At 46.1% G+C, this 22839-nt stretch carries 11 protein-coding genes and 2 pseudogenes; 6 read left to right on the top strand and 7 right to left on the bottom strand.

Annotation, left to right across the window (positions count from 1 at the left end; all coding sequences use genetic code 11):
• The first annotated feature begins 386 nt into the window (after window positions 1–386).
• Window positions 387–5498 carry a DNA/RNA non-specific endonuclease gene (locus QT990_RS02840; RefSeq protein WP_333464895.1) on the top strand — a complete coding sequence of 1704 codons (5112 nt, stop codon included), beginning with the start codon at window positions 387–389 and terminating at the stop codon, window positions 5496–5498.
• 204 nt (window positions 5499–5702) lie between these two features.
• Here QT990_RS02840 and QT990_RS02845 read toward each other — a convergent pair whose 3' ends face one another.
• From QT990_RS02845 to serA, 3 genes are all read right to left on the bottom strand, one after another.
• The gene (locus tag QT990_RS02845) at window positions 5703–6185 is read right to left on the bottom strand and encodes a pentapeptide repeat-containing protein (RefSeq protein WP_333141089.1); all 483 of its coding nucleotides are present in this window, start codon (window positions 6183–6185) and stop codon (window positions 5703–5705) included.
• Window positions 6186–6357: 172 nt separating this feature from the next.
• Window positions 6358–7248 carry a 50S ribosomal protein L11 methyltransferase gene (gene prmA / locus QT990_RS02850; protein ID WP_333141088.1) on the bottom strand — a complete coding sequence of 297 codons (891 nt, stop codon included), beginning with the start codon at window positions 7246–7248 and terminating at the stop codon, window positions 6358–6360.
• 184 nt (window positions 7249–7432) lie between these two features.
• A complete protein-coding gene (serA, locus tag QT990_RS02855) occupies window positions 7433–9016 on the bottom strand; it encodes a phosphoglycerate dehydrogenase (RefSeq protein ID WP_333141086.1) in 1584 nt (527 codons plus the stop codon).
• Between the two features lie 289 nt (window positions 9017–9305).
• Between serA and QT990_RS02860 the strand changes: the two genes are divergently transcribed.
• A complete protein-coding gene (locus QT990_RS02860) occupies window positions 9306–9812 on the top strand; it encodes a hypothetical protein (protein ID WP_333105187.1) in 507 nt (168 codons plus the stop codon).
• Between the two features lie 24 nt (window positions 9813–9836).
• Here QT990_RS02860 and QT990_RS02865 read toward each other — a convergent pair whose 3' ends face one another.
• Together QT990_RS02865 and QT990_RS02870 are read right to left on the bottom strand one after the other, a co-directional pair.
• Window positions 9837–10976: a transposase gene (locus QT990_RS02865; protein WP_333141150.1), complete on the bottom strand. Its 1140-nt coding sequence runs from the start codon at window positions 10974–10976 to the stop codon at window positions 9837–9839.
• Window positions 10918–11523 (bottom strand): annotated as a pseudogene (locus QT990_RS02870) (IS607 family transposase); the annotation flags it as partial. The gene QT990_RS02865 and the pseudogene QT990_RS02870, both read right to left, overlap by 59 nt.
• A gap of 154 nt (window positions 11524–11677) precedes the next feature.
• Between QT990_RS02870 and QT990_RS02875 the strand changes: the two are divergent.
• From QT990_RS02875 to QT990_RS02890, 4 genes and pseudogenes are all read left to right on the top strand, one after another.
• A pseudogene (locus tag QT990_RS02875) lies at window positions 11678–11812 on the top strand (Uma2 family endonuclease); the annotation flags it as partial.
• A 377-nt stretch (window positions 11813–12189) separates the two neighbouring features.
• The gene (locus QT990_RS02880; protein ID WP_333464896.1) at window positions 12190–15468 is read left to right on the top strand and encodes a DEAD/DEAH box helicase; all 3279 of its coding nucleotides are present in this window, start codon (window positions 12190–12192) and stop codon (window positions 15466–15468) included.
• Between the two features lie 96 nt (window positions 15469–15564).
• Window positions 15565–16389, top strand: a complete 825-nt coding sequence (locus QT990_RS02885) for an SWIM zinc finger family protein (RefSeq protein WP_333464897.1) — start codon at window positions 15565–15567, stop codon at window positions 16387–16389.
• A gap of 238 nt (window positions 16390–16627) precedes the next feature.
• The gene (locus QT990_RS02890) at window positions 16628–17407 is read left to right on the top strand and encodes a photosystem II S4 domain protein (RefSeq protein ID WP_333307481.1); all 780 of its coding nucleotides are present in this window, start codon (window positions 16628–16630) and stop codon (window positions 17405–17407) included.
• Between the two features lie 345 nt (window positions 17408–17752).
• Here QT990_RS02890 and QT990_RS02895 read toward each other — a convergent pair whose 3' ends face one another.
• Both QT990_RS02895 and QT990_RS02900 read right to left on the bottom strand, forming a co-directional pair.
• On the bottom strand, window positions 17753–19207 hold the full coding sequence (locus QT990_RS02895; protein ID WP_333141077.1) for a hypothetical protein: 1455 nt from the start codon (window positions 19205–19207) through the stop codon (window positions 17753–17755).
• A 90-nt stretch (window positions 19208–19297) separates the two neighbouring features.
• The gene (locus tag QT990_RS02900) at window positions 19298–22738 is read right to left on the bottom strand and encodes a tetratricopeptide repeat protein (protein WP_333464898.1); all 3441 of its coding nucleotides are present in this window, start codon (window positions 22736–22738) and stop codon (window positions 19298–19300) included.
• Window positions 22739–22839 lie beyond the last annotated feature (101 nt).

Below are 22839 nucleotides of genomic sequence, written 5' to 3' on the forward strand. Positions count from 1 at the left end.
TTCGACCTAAATACCGCAAACTTACTCAATCCTCAAGCCCTTAGCAGCCCTACCCCAGAGCCAGCACTCCCCGGACTTCCAGACAGTTTTAACAATAACCCCGAAGACACCACAATCTCCTCCAAATCCATCAATTTTAGCCCCACATTAAAGGATTTCAGTTTTACCCCCCCGTAAAAAAATCTCTTGAACTCGATACTCTCACTGGCGAACCTGTAAACGAAAGACAAATCGACTACTTCGGTAAAGAGGGTATTTTTGCGGAAAGACGCGCATCTCAACTCGCTCCAAATGCGGCAAATCCCAAAAATCCTCCACTGATTGAAAGTGCAGAAGTCAAATTCAAAGACGCAAACAATCAACCTTTTGAGAACAATCTACCAGTTTTGTTTCTGACGGGAAGCAACGTTTTAGCAGACAACTTTGGCGACCCCAAAGGTAGCCAATTTAGCGATTTAGTGGTAAAATTTTATGTTGGTGACCAAGCTTACGAAGGCACAATACTAACCAACCTCAGTCGCGAATTAGCAGACAATAAATTTGAAGTAGCTGTCAGAGTTCCCGACACCGTACCCTTGGGCGATTCCCGAATTGTCCTCAGTCGCAAACAGAACGAAAAAGTCAGTTCAAATCCGGCAGAACCAGCAACAGAAATTCTCTACAACAGCAATTCCTACCGGATTGAAAACGATACAGAATATGTTTTTGGGGCCCAGTGGACAGCGGATAGAATCGCCGTACTCAACGGTTCCGACCCCGAATCTGTTGTGGCGACAACGAACAGCAGCGACTTGCTAATTGGTAACATTGCTGTAGGTACGGACGATCGACTAGATAGAGCCAGAGATTTGACTGTAACTAGCGACGGTTCTCGCGTGTACGTGCCTCTAGAAGCTTCAGGTCGAGTCGCTTTAGTCGATCCGATAACCCGACAGCAAATAGACACCAAAGCCGATATAGCTGGCATCAATCCGATCGATTTGCCTAGCGGTGCAACGCCTCGTTCAATTGTACTTGATTCTCGCGACCAATACGCTTACATTGCTGACGGCAAAGCTGGCGGCAATTCCATCTACGTTCTCGATATCAACCCGTTCTCCTCCAAGTATCACCAAGTTACCCAAACTATCACAGTTGGTGCAGCACCTAGCGGTTTGCGACAGATGGCAATTAGCAGCGACGGCAAGAAGCTATTCGTTACCGCGCCCAATGGGTTAAACAGCCAGATTTACGTTGTGAATATTGACCCCAAAGACCGACCCCGCGATCCAAGTCAGAACCCCCGAAAGTGGAATCAATTAATCGGAACTGTAACGGCTGATGAAGGGTTAGAAGGATTAGCTGCTACGGTCGATCCGCTGAAAATGACGTTCACAAACAGCGGCAAAGATAGCAAAGGATTTGGCGTACTGGATATTACTAATAATGACCCGGTAAGTTTTGCTGCTACCACTCGCTATGCAAGTTTAGGGCTGGGTTCAACTTTTGATTACTTCGATGTGAATGAGGGAGTTTCGGTAACGGTTTTACCGGATGCTAGCTATGCGTTTGTTGTGGGTCGCAATGCGGACACGAAATTTTTCGGTCAGGAATTGCCCAGCGTGGATGGAGACCCGCGGGCCGGTAGCAATATCGGCATTATCAAAGACCCGCTGACAAATCCGCAATTAGTAGCAGCAACTCGACCAATTCCCGACGGATTTGCTACTGATTTAGCGCTTTCAGGTAATAGCAAGTACCTCTATGCTTCCTATCCCAATTTGAGCGGTGCTAATGGCAAGGTGTATGTTTTTGACACTGAAGAATTCGTCAAAACAGTGACCAACCCCGCTCAATTTCAAATTGATGCTAAAGGTCGAGGTGTCGGGCTGCCTTTGTTTGACAGCACTACAGCACGAAATGCTACGGTTGCTGACCTTTCCACAGTGCCCATTGATAATATTAACCCAGCGGTTAGTGTTGCTGCTGACTTCCAGATTCTGATTGATGCGAACAGCCAGTATACTTACGGCGTGCCGCCTGGTAGCAAGCGAGCTCCCGTTTCTGCGACTAACTCTCGCGGTTTGGCGGCGACACCGCTGGATTGGTTGGATTTAACAGGGCCAGGGGATAGTTCAAATGACTTGACTCCTACTTTTGAATGGGAATTTGACGAATTGCCGAGTGAAAATGTAGAAGAAGTTAACCTCTTCCTCAGCGTATTCGATGAAGGTGAAGGACTGCTGCCGTGGGATGAAGTTGTCGATTTACCAGACCCGAATGGCAATGAATTTCTGTTCAATCAAGGATTGAGCAAACCAGAACAGTTGGACTTATTGACAAAACCTTGGAATACTTCTTTTTACCGCAGCCAAGAGAACGACTTCAACCCCAACCGAATTCTAACTGCAACTTGGCAAAGAGGTGATGACGGCATTGGCAAGTGGACTTTGGATGGCGGGCAAACATTTATTGAAGGTACAAATACCAGCTTCACGCTACCTGACAACCTCACTTTGACAGCGGGTCAGGAGTACAATTGGGCTGTTGAAGCTTGGAATAAAAATGGCAGCCGGAACATAGAGTTTGGCGATTTTTGGACGCCAATATTGACCGAGCCCGATGATGGTAATGATGTCTTCCCCAGCGTAACTGTGCTGACTCATGGCTTCAAGCCTCCCTTTAGTGCTCCCTTTTTTGATAACCCTGGAATTCCTTCAGAGTTTTACCAACTGGGCAATAGTATTGCCAATGCAGGTGCTGAGGACAACGGTTTGATGATGAGGTACGACCTCGCTACTGGTTATTGGGTTCCTGTCACCAAATATGGAGCGGTTGCGCCAGATTTCCCAGCAGGTGAGAATCCAGAAAATGACGCCGACTATCTCACCAAGTTGGAGAGTTACATAGCTCCATACCTTGACAACAATCAACCGTTAGTGCTGCTGAATGACTGGTCGAATAATAATGAATCGGCAGCTCCTGATTCAGGTTTTAGCGAAGCAGTGGCAGATACTTTCTTTGCTTCCATCGTGCAGTTAGACCAACTGTTCATTGATGAAAATAGCACGGCAAAACAAGGAGCAATTTTCAATTCACCGCTGCATTTTGTTGGTTTCAGTCGGGGAACAGTTGTTAACAGCGAAATTATTCAGCGTTTGGGGACTCATTTTCCTGAAGCTGGTGGAAAAGAAAACTCTGATATTCGCGACCTTCAGATGACAACTTTAGACCCCCACGATTTCGACCAACCGGGGCTAAATGTAGTGACAGATAATTTCGGCGATTTCCGCGAACCGAAGGTTCAGGTTTGGGAAAATGTCACTTTTGCGGATAATTACTATCAGACAGTACCGGATTTATCAGGAGGTACGGTTTCGCCTGCGGGTCGGGATATTCCCAATCTTCCGTCTACTGAAGATGGAAAAACAGCCCCCGGACTTCAGTTTCCGCGAGAAGGTTGGAGGTCAGAAAATCCCGATGCTACTGCTCCGCTGTTGGGAGAACCGGATTTGTCTGTTTTTCTGGGAACTAATCAAAATAACCCAGATTATGACAACAGTCGTGCTGGGTTTACGAAGGAAACCGATCCTACTGTTGGTATTGCTGGAAGGGGAGCTGTACACGGACGTGTTTTGAGTTGGTATGGGGGGACATCAGATTTGTTTCCAACTAACTTCCCGTTCGATGAAAACTTAGATGCTAATCCTCTTTTCCGCCGACGCGGCGATGGGTATCGCGAACCTTTGTTCGATAAGGACTTTTCATTTGGCGCTACTGTTTTGACAGGTGCCGCTCGCGTTAGCCCTTGGTATACGCCGGAAGACAGTTTTGAGCATGGTGTTGATGCTGCTCCTTGGGAAGGAATTGGTACGGGGTGGTTTTATTCGGTTTTGGGTGGCGGAAAGGAGTTTCGTCCCCAAACGAATGTAGAGCGTATCCCGGTAGATTTTGACAATACTTATGATGCCAGGATGCGGGGAGATGCTGCGGTTCCTACTTTGTTTAACGGCAATTTTGATGCGGTTTTCAATCCGCAGGGTGGTAATCGGACTATTTTTTCTAATGCGATTCCTGGTTGGTCTTTTCATAATGGCGAAACGTCAGCGAGTGTGTCTACCAGCAATCTCGTTGATGTGAATCAGCTATCTGCAACAGAGGCTCCGGCTTTGCACGCGGAACTCGATAGGATTGGGGTCGATCGAACTCAAGCAAATTATGCTCTGAAGCTAGAATCAGGTAAAAGTATTACTCACAACCGTTTTGTTGTGCCTGAGTGGGGGAATTTACGATTTGACCTCCATGTTCCCGAAACAGAACTGGTGGATCGAGATCGACGCAGAACAGTTTTGGTCACTTTGTCAGCAGCAGATGGAAGTCCTTTAGGCGTTTCATCATCGATCAACTTGAGGCGAGCGAATCGTACAAGAGGTGCATATTTAGCAGATACACAAAGGATTGATTATGGAATTCAAGGGTTTGAGACTTTCCAAGTAGAGGTGCCTGACAATTTGCGCGGTCAAGTAGCAACTCTGAAGTTTGAAGTTGTTGGTGGCGGTAATGTTTACTTAGATAATGTATTTTTCAAAAGCCAACATCTACTGTTTGGAAATCCCTCAGATGCCAGGAACACAACTGATCTTGCTATTGCGGAGCGCAATAACTATTTGCTAGAGAAAGCACAGTTTGCCACTGCTTATGATGACAGCAGTAAAACTCCTAAATGGGTAAGTTGGCAACTGAATCAAAAGTGGCTGGGTAGTGTTGCGCGCTCAAATCTCAGATTTATCGAAGATCAAAGTATTCCTGAAACTTGGGGTCGGGTCAAAAATGAGGACTACAGCAACAGTTTGTATTCAAGGGGTCATATGCTACCTTCGTCTCAGCGAACTAATAGTGAAAAGGACAACATAGCGACTTTTTTGATGACGAATGTAGTTCCACAGCATCAAGATAACAACGATCTCAGCCTAGATGAAAATCCGCCAAGTCCAGCATGGACGAGTTTTGATGATTTGCTTGCATCCACTACTAATATTGACTCAAAAGAGCTTTATGTTGTCGCTGGGGGTTATGAAAGCAATCTAAATCCTCAACGTATAAGCCATAGAGCAAGACCCAGCAGATTAACAAATCCCCAGATTCTTACAAGCAAAGGAATCAATATTCCTGGTTGGACTTGGAAGGTCGTACTGGATTTAGAGCAACCAGGACTGAATCCTGCTAATGTCACAATTGCTAACACTACAACTTACGGCATTTTGACACCCAACGAGGTTGAACCAGCTCACGTCCCAACTAATCCAAATGGATCGGTAGATGCGAATGGAGATTTCCCACTTCCAGTTCCTCACCCATTCAATACTTTGTTGGGGTTAAGTCTTCCAGACATACAAAACAAAGCTGCTTGGAGAAATTGGCAAACATGGCAACTGACTGTTAACCAAATTGAGGAGTTGACTGAGCTTGACTTCTTCTCAAATATTCCAGACGAGATAGAGGAAATAATCGAATCATAAGGCTGATCGTATAGACATCAAACAAATTAGCCTGGAAAGCTTGCTTAGCATACCAGGCTATTGACTTTTAATAAAGTCTATGAGTTGAAGCTGATTTGACTTTTTCTTATATCAAATCAATCTTAGACCGTGCTAATGAGATAATCAAAGTATATCCTACCATCTCCAATACCCTTTTCCAGCAAAACCGATCTATCAATCCCTTTAGGAGCAATCGTCATTCCTAATAGTACCATCAGGCATAATGGTATTGCAGAAAATCACACGACCTTCTCCGGTGGCTGCAAATTCTGCACCCATTAGATTGGCTCTAGTCAGGTTAGTATCAATCAATCGCGTACAATGCAGGTTGGCTTCTCTCAAGTCGGCATCAACCAGTTCGCCTCCCAGTTCGGCATAATCTAAGATAGCGTCCCTCAAATCGGCAGCAATCAATATAGTACCCAATAGGATAGCAGATTCAAGGTTCGTACTACTCAAATTAGCACCGCTGAGATTAACAAAACTCAAATCGGCTCTAGTCAAGTTAGCACCGCTGAGATTGATACCACTCAACTCATTCTGACCTGGTGGGAGGTCTCTAATATCACCCACGTCAGCAACGTTTAAATCAGCATGACTTAAATCAACTCCAGAGAAATCCCTCTCTCCGACAGCGTAACGTCTATATAGTTCTTCAACGTCCATAGCTTTCTTATTCAAGCTGTTTATACTTTGATAATAGCGCGATTACTTCTACTTTTTATCAATAAATATATCAAGCTGTGCGAGAGGTTGAACCCGATCGCATACCAAGTAATCCAGATGGCTCAGAATGAATACAACAGTCCTAAAATCTCAACTCTCAAATCTAAAAACGCTAACTGCGCCGAATATTAAAACAACACCAATCTTGGCGCTTCCACAAAGTAGCGACAATCCAGCCGTGCTGTTCGAGAGTGTCAGCAATTGGCTTAGCTTGTTCGAGCAAAATGCCGCTGAGCACGCCCCAAGTAGTGGGTTTGCTAATTGCAGTGAAGTGCGGGATTAAATCAATGATTACTTCTGCTAAAATGTTGCATATCAAACCGTCGATCGGCTCATCGACCATTTCTTTCAAACGATCGATACTTCCGAGCTCTGCAACCAACTGCTGAGAATTAACGCGGTTGAGTAGTCTGTTGCTAATGGTCGATCGCACTGCCAAAGGATCAGTATCCAAAGCATAAACTTTTGTAGCGCCCAACAACACCGCGCCGATCGACAAAATACCCGATCCGCAGCCGATATCAGCAACGATGCACTCTTTGTCATCAAAACCGAGCCGCATTTCCAGCGACTCCAGACAAAGTTGAGTAGTAGCGTGAGCACCGGTACCGAAGGCCACACCGGGATCTAAACGCAAAATAACGCGATCGGTATCAGTCGGTAAGGGCAGCCAAGCCGGGTTAATTAAAAAGCGATCGCCCACTTCTTGAGGCTGCCAGTGCTCCTTCCAAGTGCTGCCCCAGTCTTCATCTTCAATCAAATCCCACTGCATCGCAGGTAGGGGCAAACCTGCACACAGAGCATCTTGGCGCAGCCACAGAGACAGAGCGGCCAAATCCAGCAATCCTGCCTGTTCTTCGGGCAAATAAGCCGACATCAGGCAGGAATTGCTTTTGAGCTCCGTAGCAGTTCCCCGACAGTTAAATCGTTCCAGACGCCAAAAGATGATATCTTCCAGCGCCGGATCGCAAAGAATTCTAATTTCCCACCAGCTATGTGCCATAACGATTTTAGATTTTAGATTTTAGATTTTAGATTGACCCAGGGGAACTGGAGACTGGGAACTGGGGAGTGAGGAATGAGGATTGGCTAATAGAAAAATTCCCGCTTTCAGGCCAATTACCAACGATCAATTACCCATTACCAATTATCAGCCCTGGCATCCAAAATCTAAACTCCAAAATCCGTCAAAGATTTACCGTGTAAGCATCCCGAATTCCCGGAACTTTTAGGATCTCGGCCAGTATCCCCTCTGGTAGAGGGTCATCGAGGCTCAAAACCATCACCGCATCGCCTCGCACGATTTTACGGCCTACTTGCATACTGGCAATATTGACATTAAAACTGCCCAATTGGGAACCAATTTTGCCAATAATCCCCGGCATATCGCGGTGCAGGGTAAACAGCATATGGTGAGTGGGGGAAACGTTGACCGGGAAATCGTCAACGCTGGTAATCCGAATTTCGCTTTCGCCGAGCACAGCACCCGTGACTGTGTGTTCACCGAGAGTTCCCTTGGCCGAGAGGTGCAGGGAGCCGGTGTAGTCGCGAATTGAGGCGTCTCTGGTTTCGACGACGCGAATTCCGCGTTCTTTGGCTTCAATGCTGGCGTTGACGTAGTTAACGCGCTCTCGCAGGGCTTGGGAGAGCAGGCCTTTGAGGGCGGCGACGACTACGGGCTGGCTTTGGTTGCTGGCCAATTCGCCTTGCAGTTGAACGTTGAGGTAATCGACTCGGCCTCCGGCTAGCTGGCTGACGAGGTTGCCGAGGGTTTCGGCGAGTTGCAGGTAGGGTTTGAGTTTTTCGATCGAGTCTGGGTAAATTCCTGGTATGTTAACAGCCGATCGCGCGGGCAGCCCCAACAGTACATCGCGAATTTGTTCAGCCACGTCGATCGCCACATTCACCTGAGCTTCCGCTGTGGATGCTCCCAAGTGGGGCGTCAGCACGATGTTCTGACCGACACTCCGCAGCGGGGAATCAGCTTGCAGCGGTTCGTGTTCGTAAACGTCGAGCGCTGCGCCGGCAATCTTGCCTTCTTTAATGGCTTCTGCGAGGGCTGCTTCGTCGATGATGCCGCCTCTGGCGCAGTTTATGATGCGGGCCGTGGGCTTCATTTTCGAGAGCACTTCAGCGTTAATTAAGTGCAGGGTTTCCGGCGTTTTGGGAATGTGCAGGGTGATGTAGTCGGATTCGCGCATCAGCAGTTCGAGTTCTACCAAGCGGCAGCCCAACTGATCGGCTCTTTCGGTCGAAATGAAGGGATCGTAGGCCAGCAGTTTCATGCCCATTGCTTTGGCTGCGGCTGCGAGGTGGGAGCCGATTTTGCCCAAACCGACGATGCCGAGGGTTTTTTTGTAAACTTCTACGCCGAGAAAGCGGTTGCGTTCCCATTTACCCGCTTTGACGGATTCGTTAGCTTCCGGGATGTGGCGGGACATCGAGAGCATCATGGCGAGGGCGTGTTCGGCGGCGGCGATCGTGTTGCCTTCGGGGGAATTGACGACTACAATTCCTTTGCGGGTAGCGGCTGGTACATCGACATTATCTACGCCGACGCCGGCTCTGCCGATAATTTTAAGTGAATTCCCGGCTTCAATGATTTCTTTGGTAACTTGGGTGCCAGAACGGATCATTAAAGCGTCGTAATCTGGAATAATTCGTACCAGTTCTTCGGCTGAGAGTCCTGTGTTTACGTCAACTTGCGCGACTTGGGAGAGGATGTCAATTCCGGCTTGGTCGATCGGATCGGATACTAGAACTTTAGGCATAGCAAGCAATTGAGTGCAATAGTAAAAATAGACCGAGCGTTGGCGAGCTCAAAGTTGAGACTTAGACTTAGAGCAGTATCTAACAGCTCAGCTCAAGCTTGCCTTTGTGCAGTTTGAATTGTATCTGTATTCGGTCAAGGTCGGCCGTTTTTTGCATGAAATATTTTAGCTTTGCGGGCGATCAGACTCTCTGACCGTCTGAAAATCCCCCAAGTGCTTAGCTAGTATGTCTTTTCGGTCTATAATAGACTTTGGCTATTTCAGCCTAACTATCAGGAATTGTTTTCTAATGAATTATCTTATCGCCGTACTGCCCGATCGAATTCAAGCCGAAGCTGCCTACTGTGCTCTCGAAAAAGAAGGCTTGCCTATGAAGCAAGTGAGTATTTTGGGCCGCGGCTACAAAACTGCTGATGAATTTGGCTTGATCGACCCGAACCAGCAAGCGAAGAAACAAGCTAAACTCATGGCTATTTGGCTGATTCCCTTTGGCTTTATTGCTGGGGTTACTTTCAGCTTGATTACTGAGTTGAAGACTTTTGCCTGGGCGGGGGAAATTGGCGATCACGCGATCGGCGGTGTACTCGGTGCGATCGCCGCTGCGATGGGCAGTGTTTTTGTTGGAGGCGCGGGCGGTATGGCTTTTGGTAGTGGCGATGCTTTGCCCTACCGCAACCGTTTGAATGCGGGTAAATTTTTGATTGCGGTTAAGGGTACTGATGATTTGACTGGGAAAGCTGCGAAGATTTTGCAGCAGTTTGAACCGGAAAATATCCAAGGTTATACAGAGACTTAGTTATTTGTTTGTTAACAGATACATTTAACCCGGCAATTCCCGGAAGTCCGGGATTGCTGAGTATGGTAGGACTTGGAAATCAGCAAGAATTCCAGTCAAAGAGGTATCTCTCAAAGCTTTTAACAAAATATTAAAAGCGCCATTGGCGTCCCGATCTAGTTTGTGACCGCAGGAGGGGCAAGCAAAATGCTTGCTACCTCCTAATTTTGTATGAATGTGACCGCATTTTGAACAGGTCTTAGATGTGTACTCTTCTGTTACGTCTACTACAACACAGCCGTGTTTAGCTGCTTGATGCTTCAACGTTTTTTTGAACTTGTAATGCGAGAGTGTAACCATCGCTCTCGCTGTTTTGGTGGCAAGGCGACGCTTACCTTTCTTTACCATTTGCTGTGTCTCGAAAGTGGGAAGAAAGATTGCCTGATACTTGTCGCACAAGTATTTTGCCGTTTTTTTGTGGAGTTCAGAAACTAAATTTTTGATTTTGATTCTGATCTTAGATGCAGCTTTTCTCAATCGATACCGAAGTCGCTTAAAACTCCTACCCTTATTTTGACCGATTCGACTCATCAATTTATCTAAATGGCTGGCAAGGCGGTAAACGCGGCCAATATCGTATTTGCCTATTTCTAAAACTTCTTGTCCGTCAAACCCAGTCATGAAAGTTCTCACTCCAGGGTCAAGCGCTACAGCTAACTTTGAGTCGGTAGCGACAGGCTTAGTTTCATCAACCGCATAACTGATGAACCACTGACCGTTAATGAGACTGAGGCTCGGTTCATGCTGCATAACTTCCAGTATTGGTTCTGCCGACTTAAAACTTAAACTTTTGGTTGCTTGGGGATAGAATATACAGGATTTCCAGTTATCGACTTGGAACCTAATCGTTTGAGAAGTATCGCGACACGTTCTAAATTTGGCTAAGCCTCCCGACTTCTTTGCGGCTTTATAAGCTTCAAACGCTTGAAAAATTGCTAACTGCCTGGGATTGTAAGGTTGTTGTTTTACCCAGTCCGGTGCGCCATCCATAATCTGCTTTCGCAGATCGTATTTACCGATTCTTTGGGTTTTTAGAATAGCAATCGCTTGGTTGTAGCACCACCGACTAGCAGCTATCCAAGTTCTCCAAGTTGCTGCTAATTTCGTTTCCGGGTAAACTCGGATCTTCTTTGATAGTAGATTTGTATTTTCCGAGTCCGTAGAGCCGACAACTGAATACGTGGATGATGGCAAGGATATCTTCAACCATTTCTCTTTCTGGAGATAACTCTGTTCGACCGAGAACCACGAGTTTGCAATCGTTTTGCTCGCATACCCATCTGATGAGGTCACAACCAAACCTTGCGAGTCGGTCAAGGTGGCAGACCACAATTTGGCTGACAGTTCCTGACATGACTTGTCCCAAAAGGGCAAGAAGACTTTTTCTTTTAAAATTGAGTCCTCCGCCGATATCTTTGAAGACTTGGCCTTGCGGGTAGATTCCTTGGAGGTAGCTAATTTGTCGGTTGAGGTCTTCTTTTTGTTTGGCGCTGCTAACTCGACAGTAGAGGGCGGTAATTCTTGGTTCGAGTCCGTCACTGAACACTGAGTCAATGTCGTAACGCCGCTGGTTAGTAGGAGTTCTAATTGTCTTGATTTTTCCCGCTTCGTCCCAGTTTCTAAGGGTTTTTTCGGAAACCGAGAGGAGTTTGCAGGCTTCTCTGGGGGTGACTCAAGCGAGTCATGCTGTTTGTTTTTTGCTTGCATCTCCTATGTTATCCTGTTTTACAAGGTTATTCCGGGAATTTACTAGAAATAATTTACTTTGTCGCAGCAGTTGACTGTTGACTGTTGACATTCAACTCGTGTAATATTTGGAGGCAGTTATGGAATCACAAACTATCCCCCTACATTCTCCCCTAGAATTAACGCTGGAATTAACCGACGAGCAGTTTTTTCAGTTGTGTATTGACAACCGGGATTTGAGATTTGAGCGGACTGCTAGTGGAGGATTGATTATTAGAGACTGTTGGCGAATGAATAAAGGGCTTCACCCCTCACCCCTAAAAATATAGCAATCCTAAATGATTATACTCGTTACCAGGCTCTTCCTGGTAACGCATATCCGGAGGCTCTGCCTCCATAGTCTGGGCCGAGGCAGAGCCTCGCTTACATCGGTTCCCAGGCAAAGCTTGGAAGTTAACCAGTTATTGAAACTGATGCGAGGATTGCTATAGTGGTTCTAGACTAAATGTCTAATTGACCATATAGCCATTAACTACCAATAGTGAACGGAAATACTGCCTCCTAGAGGTGATGGGTAACACCACCAGCGAATTCGCCAACAGTCTCTTTCAACCGCCGTCTTATCTTTTCCCGCTAATTGATGGTATAACCTATGAAAATCCTCCACGGGACTTGGATTCCTCAAACAGAAGAGAGTTTTGTTCAAGGTGGAACTTTTTGTCTTTGGGTTGAAACCACTCAAAAGAAAAAACAGCCTGCTAAGGTTCATCCCCGACAATTGGAGACGGCACAGTTAAGAGAGTTTCTAACGAAAGAAGCCGGGATTCAACTGTCAGCAGTCAGCAATACAAGTGCGATGGGGCGAGAATACGCGATCGTCCCTCGGTATTTTTTACTGCCCACTGCTGACAATCAGCCGTTGCCCTCTTTAGAACTAGCGCGATATTTAGAGACAGAGTTACCCGAAACATTTGAGTTGGAGTATTGGCAAGTTGATTGTGTGTCCATCGCCACCCACACTTTGACTAAAGTATTGAACGATCTGCATTTTTTTGCCCTCTACGATGTAGCAGAAGTTCAGTTTGGTTCAGACTTGCTATTTTGGTATCACTACACCCAAAATTTTAAGCAAATTGTTCTGAAAGATCATTATATTCCGGCGTTGCGCTATCGAGAAACTGCTCCGATCGCGATCGCACCCATCGAAACATCCGAACCCGCTGAGAAAGCCACGCGCGGGCGTAAGAAAGCGGGCGAGACAAAAACCAAAACAACTGCAAAAACTCCCAAAACACCTGCCCAAATTGCACCCAGCTTTGAGATTTATCCGGGATGGGAAATTGTTTCCACACAGTACGAAACTGATTTACAACGCTATGTTGAATGGATGCCTTTAGTTTGTGTGTCCGGTTTTCGGAAGATCCAGCTACAAGATACACCAAAGTTCTACGATCGCGAACGGTTGCTGCGGCATTTTTCCGAGTGTGCGATCGTGGAAATTGTCACTCAAACCCCCATCCCAGCATCGTTTGAAAATAAGATTGCGGATTCTTTACTCCAAATCTGCCTCAACCAAACACGAAAAATCGCACAAGTAAGCCTCGATCAATACCGGCAATGGCAAACCTGGCGCGATCGCATTACGCGCAATCAATCTGCTGACTCATTCTCCCTCTGCTTTCAACTACAATCCCCCGAAAACCCCGAACAACCTTGGGTTTTAGAGTTTCAGGTGGCTGCGAAAAAAGACCCATCTCTGCGGATGCCGTTGCAGGATTATTGGCGATCGCGATCGACTCAACAAAAACAGTTGCAAACACAATTTGGAGACAACTTTGAGCAACATTTGCTGACAAATCTCGGCTACGCTGCCCGCATTTATCCCCAACTTTGGCAAGGGCTAGAAACCGACAAACCAGTTAACATTACCCTCAGCTTAGATGATGCTTTCACCTTTCTCAGCGAGTCCGCTTGGGTATTAGAAGATGCCGGATACAAAGTGATTGTCCCCGCTTGGTGGACGCCGAAGGGGCGACAACGGGCGAAGATTCGCCTGCAAGTCAAAGGGAAGGGCAGCAAGAGCGCTGCAATCAAGGGCAAAGGATTGTTTTCGGCGGATTCCTTGGTGGAATATCAATATGAATTGGCGATCGGGGGTGAACGGGTTAGCGAACAAGAATGGCAGGCATTAGTAAATAGCAAAACACCGCTGGTGCAGTTCCGAGGACAATGGATGGAACTGGACAAAGACAAGATGCAGGAGATGCTAAATTTTTGGCAAAAACATCGCGAAGAAAACCCAGATTTAAGCCTGATTGACTTCATGAAGTTGACGGCAGAAGGAGAAGCGAGCGAACAGTTGGAGGTTGAGCGCGATCGGGCGTTATCGGATATGTTGGAGAAGCTGAACGATAAGAGTCGGTTAGAGTTAATTGCAGATCCAGCAAAGTTTCAGGGCAAGTTACGGGATTACCAAAAGCGCGGCGTTTCTTGGTTGAGTTATTTGGAAAGTTTGGGATTAAATGGCTGTCTTGCAGATGATATGGGTTTGGGTAAATCGGCGCAGGTAATTGCTCGATTATTGCAAGAGCGGGAAGTTTTATCTACTACAAAAGAGACAGAAAAAGCGATCGCACCTTCGGTTCTACCCACGCTGCTAATTGCGCCCACATCCGTAGTTGGTAACTGGCAAAAGGAAATGGAAAAATTTGCTCCAGAATTGCGATCGCTGATTCACCACGGCCCTCAACGTTTGCAAGATGCCAAAGCATTTAAAGCCGCCGTCCAAGGTTGCGATATGTTGATTACTTCCTTTACCTTGGTGCGAAAAGATGAGAAGCTGTTGAGCAGCGTAGCGTGGCATCGCGTGGTAATTGATGAAGCCCAGAATATTAAAAATCCCAAAGCGGCGCAAACCAAGGCGATTTTAAAGTTACCGGCTACCCATCGACTAGCATTGACTGGAACACCAGTGGAAAATCGATTGTTGGATTTATGGTCAATTTTTAATTTCCTCAATCCCGGATATTTGGGAAAAGAGGCACAGTTTCGGAAAATGTTTGAATTACCGATTCAAAAACATGGGAGTCGCATACAATCAGCCGCGCTCAAAAAATTAGTAGAACCTTTTATCCTGCGCCGTCTGAAAACCGATAAGTCGATTATTCAGGATCTCCCCGACAAAGTTGAGCAAAAGCTCTACTGCAATCTCACCCGCGAGCAAGCTTCGCTTTATGAAGCGATTGTGAAAGAGGTAGAACAAGAAATTGATGCGACGGAAGGGATGAAGCGCAAGGGGATGATTTTGGCAACACTGCTGAAGCTGAAGCAAATTTGTAATCATCCGCGCCAGTTTTTGCAGGATGAAAGTGAGTTTACACCAGAGCGATCGCACAAACTGGAACGGCTGATCGAGATGATTGAGGAAGTCAAAGCAGAAGGCGAAAGTTTATTGGTATTTACGCAGTTTACAGAACTGGGAAGCGCGTTGGAAAAATATATTAAACAAACGCTACATTACAACACTTACTACATTCACGGGGGAACCAGTCGCGAAAAACGGGAACGGATGATTTCAGAGTTTCAAGATCCAGAGTCTGAACCTTCGGTATTTATTCTGTCACTGAAGGCGGGCGGCGTGGGAATTACGCTGACAAAAGCCAATCACGTGTTCCATTTCGATCGCTGGTGGAATCCGGCAGTGGAAGATCAGGCGACGGATCGGGCGTTTCGGATCGGACAGGAAAAAAATGTGTTTGTGCATAAGTTTGTAGCAATTGGCACGTTGGAGGAAAAAATTGACCAAATGATTGAGGATAAAAAGAAATTGGCAGGGTCAATTATTGGTGCTGATGAATCGTGGTTGACTGAGTTGGATAATGAGGCATTTAAGAAATTAATTAGGCTCAATAAAAATGCGGTTTTAGATTAGGAGAAACAACATAAGAGAGGGAGAGGGGGAGAGGGGGAGAGAGGGAGAGGATTTTTGATTGTCATCGAAATATACAATTTAAATGCAGAACAGCTTATGTCACAATTTACTCGGACTTGGTGGGGCAATAAATTTATCGATGCGTTAGAAAGATTTACTGATTCTGGGCGACTCGGGCGGGGACGTGCCTATGCACGAAACGGCAAGGTAAAAAGCTTTGGCATGAATGATGGGTTAGTGATGGCACAGGTGAGAGGCTCGGTTAATCCTTATTTTGGGGTTTATAAGGAGCCTCTGTACACAACTCAAATTGAGTTTGAGCCAATTAGTCAGGCAAAGTGGAAAGTGGCGATCGCCCAAATGGCATCAAAAGCCAGCTTCATTTCTCGGCTGCTGCTCAACGAAATGCCCGACAATATTGAAAATGCTTTCTCACCCCTCGGATTGCACCTTTTACCCAGCAGCCGCGAGGACTTTAAGACTACTTGCTCTTGCCCAGACTATAGCAATCCCTGCAAACATATTGCCGGAGTTTATTATTTGGTGGCGGCTGAATTGGACAAAGATCCATTTTTACTGTTTGAATTACGGGGGCTTTCTAAGGAAGTGCTGCACCGCGAATTAGCAAAAACGCCTTTGGGCTTGGCGCTTTCTGCAGAGTTAACGGCTGATGCAGCGGCCCCTGTGGCGGTGGATTCCTATTACACGCGGGCGATAGCCAGTGAGGCGCAAACGGTCAGCCTGAAAGAGTTTTGGCACGGTGCGAAGCGATTACCGCAGACGATTGATGTGGGGGTACAGAGTGGCGTAAGTGCGATCGTGGTGAAGAAACAGGGAGATTTTCCACAGTTTTGGCACAAGGATGGTTCGTTTATTGATGCGATGGAAGAACTGTATTTGCGGGTGAAGAAGAATAAGTAGTTGGGTGGACAATTTTGCTGCCATACTCGATCGAGCTCTTGCAAAAACTTAAACTCGAAGACTTCATAGATTTGGTACAATAATCGTACTCATCATATCAGCTTTACCAGCAACTAAAATCATACGATCGTTATTTGATGATTTTAGACTATAATTAAAGTAGTGCGACTGTTAAAAAAGTAGACTTTTTAGTTACAGCAAACTTTGGCAATTTCAAATTAGAATCTAGCATTAACTGATGTTACAAAGAGAAGAACTGTTAAAAGGCATTGAAAACCGCGAATGTGTGGCGCGGGCGATCGACCAAGCAGAACAAGCAATTAAAACTTGGGAAGTTACTCAGAGTGATTTTCTGTCGCCTCCAGAATTGGCGGACACTCTGACGGTATTTAAGCGCTTAACTGATGTGGAATTAGTGGCTTGGGGCGGCTACCCGCAAGCTGAAAGACAAAGAATTGCGATCGCGCGATCGGATATCCCGATCGACTCTGCTAGCGTTAGCATTGCTGCGGTAGAAATCGCTGGTAATTTCTTGTTCGATACAGCTTCTCACCGCGACTTTTTGGGGGCGATGTTGGGTACGGGAATTGTCCGCGAGAAAACGGGCGATGTGATTGTTTTGGGTGAACGCGGCGCCCAAGCGATTGTCATGCCCGAGATGGTAGAGTATTTGGAGATGAGTTTGCAGCAAGTGCGATCGGTTCCTGTGCAAACGCGGCGCATTGAGTTGAGCGAACTCAAAATTAGAGAACCCAAAAAGAAAGAAATGACAACTGTTGAAGCATCCATGAGATTGGATGCTGTCGCCTCGGCTGGATTCGCAATGTCTCGCAGCAAAATGGCCGATTTAATTGGCAGCGGTGACGTGCGAGTTAACTGGAAAGACGTTACTCAAGCTAGTTATAATGTCAAGTCGGGAGATTTAATTGCTGTTACGGGCAAGGGAAGATTGGAAATTGGGGAAGTTGCTGTTACTAAGAAGGAACGCTATCGAGTCCAGTTAACTCGATATTTGTAATTTATGGGCGGCATCTTCGGCTTGTGGAACAGGCATCTTGCCTGTTCTTAAGAATGCTGAGGCGAAGATGCCCAACCCCTACTCCCCCCAAAAAATTGACTCTTTGTGGAACAGGCATCTTGCCTGTTCTTAAGAATGCTGCAACATATAAGTTATACCACCCAAAAACCCCGAAAAACCCGGTTTCTTTGGTTTTATGCGTAATATCATGTCCGGTCAATTAACCATGATTCCTGTAGGGGCGGGTTCACCAAGATATTGAATAGAAACGGGAAAATCTGTAAACCCGCCCCGGCCTTTAATCGCGGTCAATCGATCGGACATGATATAAGTCATAAATCCAAATTATCGGGGAAAAGTTTTCCTTACCAAAACGGCGATACCCAGCATTAATAAGCCAAATAGTAAGCCAAACAGCAGACTCCAGATAATTGTCGCAGCAAAGGGATGCAGCGGTAGAGAAAAATCGAGTTGCCATTGAATCGGTGTATCCTTGATTAGAGGATAGGCGGCGGAAAAGATTTGTCCGCCGCCGATCGCAGTTCCGACAAAAAAGATGATATTCTCAAGCTGGCGATCGCGCTTTTTCTCCCCGTCTTCCTGTTCCCTGTCCAATTCTACTTGTTCAATTTCCACCATCCCGCGCACAGTGGATATCGACTGCTGGAACAACTCTTGACTAGCAATCAGGTAGTTTAAATCGATTTCAATTTGCCGCTGATACTTATCCTCAGCTAAATCTAGAAACTTCTGCAAGAAATCCAGATTGTCGCCGGGGATGCACAAACTTTTAATTTTTGTCAAGGCATTACCATAATTTTCAGCATTAGTGTCAATAGTATTTTTGTCTTCTTTCAAATACCGCACTTGCTGAGCACAATCAAACATTTTTGTGCGGACTTCAGCCAGAAATTGCTTTAACTTCTGCAACTTAACTTGTCTATCTTGTTCGCTTTCTATTTGACTGAATTCGGGAAGCTTCTTTTCTAACTCGCTGACTATTTGCTGTGCTTGGCGATACTTTTTCCTAGCTTCGCCATACACAAATACAATTTTAGCGCGAGAACACAGCAGATTCATCAAGTTAGAATTAAACGCCAGCGTTACGAATTTCAAAGTTTGGGGATTCTCTTGCAACCATACTAGAAAGTGACATCGCTGACGCGCATCATCTTGGCGGCTATCATACTCAAAAATCGGACTGCCGAATAACTTTCCTTCGGCGCGAAACTCTACTAATGGTTGCTCTTTATCTTGTACAAAAGCTTTAACCGATTCGTCAGCTAGTTTGCGGTAAGTATCATAAACTGCTGGTTCGGCGTATAATAATAAGGTTTGTCCCAGAGAGGGTTTAATTGCATTTGGCAACAAGCAACCTTGGGGATTTAATCGAGTTAAGTCCGCTACTTTCATTGTGACATTTTTATAGTAAAATGTCAAGTCTGCGGTGTAAGTGTCGTGAATTCGTAGGGCATAGATAGAACCATCAAGTTTCTGGTTATCTGGCTGAGTTATTTGCTGAAAATTAAGAGTTTTTCCATCGGGCTTTAGTAATTTGCCGTTATTCTGATTTTCCTGTTTATCGTCTGGTTCGTACTGTCCGTTTTTGTAGCAAGTTAGCTTGTCTCTGAGGGATTTTAGTTCGTTGATGTTAAATTCTTTGCCGACATTATCTGCTAGATTTTCCCACAAGGATTGAGCATTTCGGGCTACTTGTCCGTAGCCTGCGTCGCTATCATCCCGCAGGTGGAAAGGATAGAGGGTAATGCTGGAATTTTTAATTTGCCATTCTTGGCTCATAATCAAGTTTTTGAGATGTTTTCGAGTATTTCTATCAGATATTTGGGGCGGGCAAGATGCCCAGCCCACAAGATTTTTAGGGTTTGTCTTCTAGGAAGGTGTTTCTGGATTATTTGTTGGCGGTGTAGGCGGTGCAGATGACACAGACAAACCCAATCGAATCTTATTTTCCTTGAGCGTTTCGTAAAACTCCCTCACAATTTCCTCCGGTGCATCGCTATCAGTCCCACCCGCACCCGCGTGATAAATTTCGTTCTCTAAATTCTCTTCAATTTGAGGCCTGCTTTCGCACCAATCCTTGATTGTTTGAGCGATAATATTCACATTATCTGTCACAGAATCATCAAGCGCTGATAAGTGATCGACAAATAGCTTCGGATCGGATATTTTCAATAACTTACTAAAAGCCGCCACAATTTCTTCGGGTGTGGCCTCATCGGGAAGTGACATTACTAATCTCCTTAAATTACTCTTTTGAGTTGATAGCGGTAAAGTTTCGGTTTCGCCAATTAAGGTAAATGCAGCCCAAGCTATGGGACTCGGAAATCGCTCTTTTGTGGTTAGCATAGCACACCGCAAGGCGGCTGCTCGATTGTCGCCCCGTGCTAAATTTTGGTAGAATTCAGTCATTAGTAATTTGGCTGAATTCGCTCCCATATTCCACAGGGAAACGATGATGCTGGGGACTCCGGCGACGATGAAGCAGCGCGACAATCCGATGACTCCATCTCCCGTGATTGTACCGCGCCCGGTGCTGCACGCGCTTAAAACAACCAGTTCGGAATCGAGTCTTAATTGCAGGATTTCTGCGGCTATAAGTGCGCCGTCGTCGGTGTCTGCTGATGGTGCTAAAATAATCGCGCCGGGAATGCCGGAACCTTGGAAATCGTCGAGGAGTCCGTGGGCGGATAAATGGACGATGCGCGTGTTTAGCATCTTGTCTAAAATGGCGATTTTTGTGGCATTTTCTCCGCTAATTGCTTGGGTTCCTAAAGTTGCGGCGATGGCTTCGGCGGCTTCTTTTGCCCTGGACAGTTGTTTGAGTTCGTAGGGCTTTTCTTTGAATTTGGCGGCGATAGTTGGATCGCCGACAATTAGGGCGGCTTGTTTCAATCCTCGCACTCGGTTTTGATGTTCGCGGGTGATTTCTAATACTTGGATGGATGGGCTGGTGAGGATGGTATGATTTTCGATTAGGTAGCGGTTGTTGCTATCTTGCAAGGCGGCGAAAGGAACTAAAAATAAGTCGTAGTGGGGGACGAAGATGATGGGGGAATTAACATCGGTGGGTAGCAAGTCGATGATGGGTTCGATCAGGATTTGATGGAGGAGTTGCAATAGGGGAAAGCCGCCTGTTTCGTCTCGATTGTACTGGGATTCTAGCTGAATTTTTTTGCCTGCGTCGTCGGTTTCATCGGTGCCGATGGAGACGCGGGTTTGGAGGATGATTTGTTTGAGGGTTTGGTTTTGTTGGTTGAGGGGTTCGAGGCTGGCGGCGCGATGGGTGATGTGGCCGTTTGGTTGGATTACCCAGATGTAAATTTCTGGATAGACAATCGAATATTCAACTATTGTGGAGTTTCTGTCGCGGGCGATTTGTTGGATTTGGGGAATTGATAACCCCCCCAACCCCCCCTTGCTAGGGGAGAAGTTAGAGGAGTTTGCTGATACCTCCCCAAACAACCTAGGAAACAGTTTATTCCACAATGCTAAAAGGGGAGATTGAGAGAAGTCTGTTAATACCCCCACAAACCCTGGGGGGTTAAGAGGGAGAGATTGGGGGGACTGAGGGGGGGTTGTTAATAAGGTTTGCTGCAATAACTCGACGAAGGCACGGGTACGACCCCTTTCAGATATTTCTAAGGCTTCATCAAATCTAGTTTGGGCGACTAGGACTTGTTGCAGAAGGCGATAGGTAGATATTTGGTTTTCAAAGATTGAGACTTTGTGGTCATTACTTACTAATTCAGAACACAGAGTTTCATGAATTGCGATCGAGGCACGGAGTGCTTTTTCAGCTTCTGTGAGTAGGTTGATTTTAAGTAAAGTACCTCCTATATTGTTTAAAACAAGAGATTCTGCCACGCGATCTCCGATTTCCCGTTTAATCTCTAAAGACTGTGCAAGAAACTCGATCGCCCTGTGGTATTGCCCTAGGAATTGGTAAGCTAAGCCCAAATTGCCGAGGGAAATAGCTTCTCCTTGGCGATTTCCGATTTCCCGTGAAATCTCTAAACACTGTTGGTGAAATTCGATCGCCCTGTGGTATTGCCCTAGGAATTGGTAAGCTAAGCCCAAATTGCCCAAGGAAATAGCTTCTCCTTTGCGATCTCCGATTTCCCGTTCAATCTCTAAAGACTGTTCGTGAAATGCGATCGCCGTCGGGTATTGCCCTAGGGATTTGTAAGCATTGCCCAAACTGCCGAGGGAAATAGCTTCTCCTTGGCGATCTCCGATTTCCCCGGAAATCTCTAAAGACTGTTCGTGCAATGCGATTGCCCTGTCGAATTGTCCTAGGGAATTGTAAGCATTGCCCAAATTGCCGAGGGAACCAGCTTCTCCTTGGCGATCTCCGATTTCCCGTGAACTCTCTAAACACTGTTGGTGAAATTCGAGCGCCCTGTGGAATTGCCCTAGGGATTTGTAAGCTGAGCCCAAATTGCCCAAGGAAATAGCTTCTCCTTGGCGATATCGGATTTCCCGTGAAATCTCTAAATACTGTTCGTGAAATTCGATCGCCCTGTGGTATTGCCCTAGGGATGTGTAAGCATTGCCCAAATTGCCGAGGGAATTAGCTTCTCCTTGGCGATCTCCGATTTCCCGTGAAATCTTTAAACACTGTTGGTGAAATTCGATCGCCCTGTGGAATTGCCCTAGGGAATCGTAAGCATTGCCCAAATTGCCGAGGGAATGAGCTTCTCCTTGGCGATCTCCGATTTCCCGTGAAATCTCTAAAGACTGTTCGTGAAATGCGATCGCCCTCTGGTATTGCCCTAGGGAATCGTAAGCATTACCCAAATTGCCGAGGGAATTAGCTTCTCCTTGGCGATCTCCGATTTCCCGTGAAATCTTTAAATGCTGTTTGTGAAATGCGATCGCCTTCTGGTATTGCCCTAGGGAATAGTAAGCAGTGCCCAAATTGCCGAGGGAATTAGCTTCTCCTTGGCGATATTCGATTTCCCGATAGATAGTTAATGCCTGTTCCCAAGACTGCAAAGCTTCTCCAAATTGACTGATGTTAAACTGCTGAATTCCTTGTTCTAACAGTCTGTCTGCTTCCGCTTTTCGGGTGACTGCCACTGAGGTACTTTCATTCATCCCAAGCAGTATCCCGGCCCAATTCATCAACCAATTAGCATTATTTAGTTCGCCAAATTCTCTAAGACGCTCGGCCTCTTCTAGCATTACCGCCACCAAGCCATTATCCAGCAATTCCGGGTGAGTTTTCAATATCTCTGCTTCTTCGCCGCTGGGACAGGTTAGCAGTTGATTTATCAGGTTGAGATAGGCTTGTTCGCGTTCTGAACTCATGGCGATTTAGGATTTTGGATTGTGCGATCCATTAATTTATTCTTGGTTAAACACATCTGTTTGGAGCCCAGTTTTTTGTAAGGGTTCTCGCATTTGGGCGA

Source organism: Microcoleus sp. T3_B1 (assembly GCF_036700445.1).
In the GTDB taxonomy this organism is placed as follows: Bacteria; Cyanobacteriota; Cyanobacteriia; order Cyanobacteriales; family Microcoleaceae; genus Microcoleus.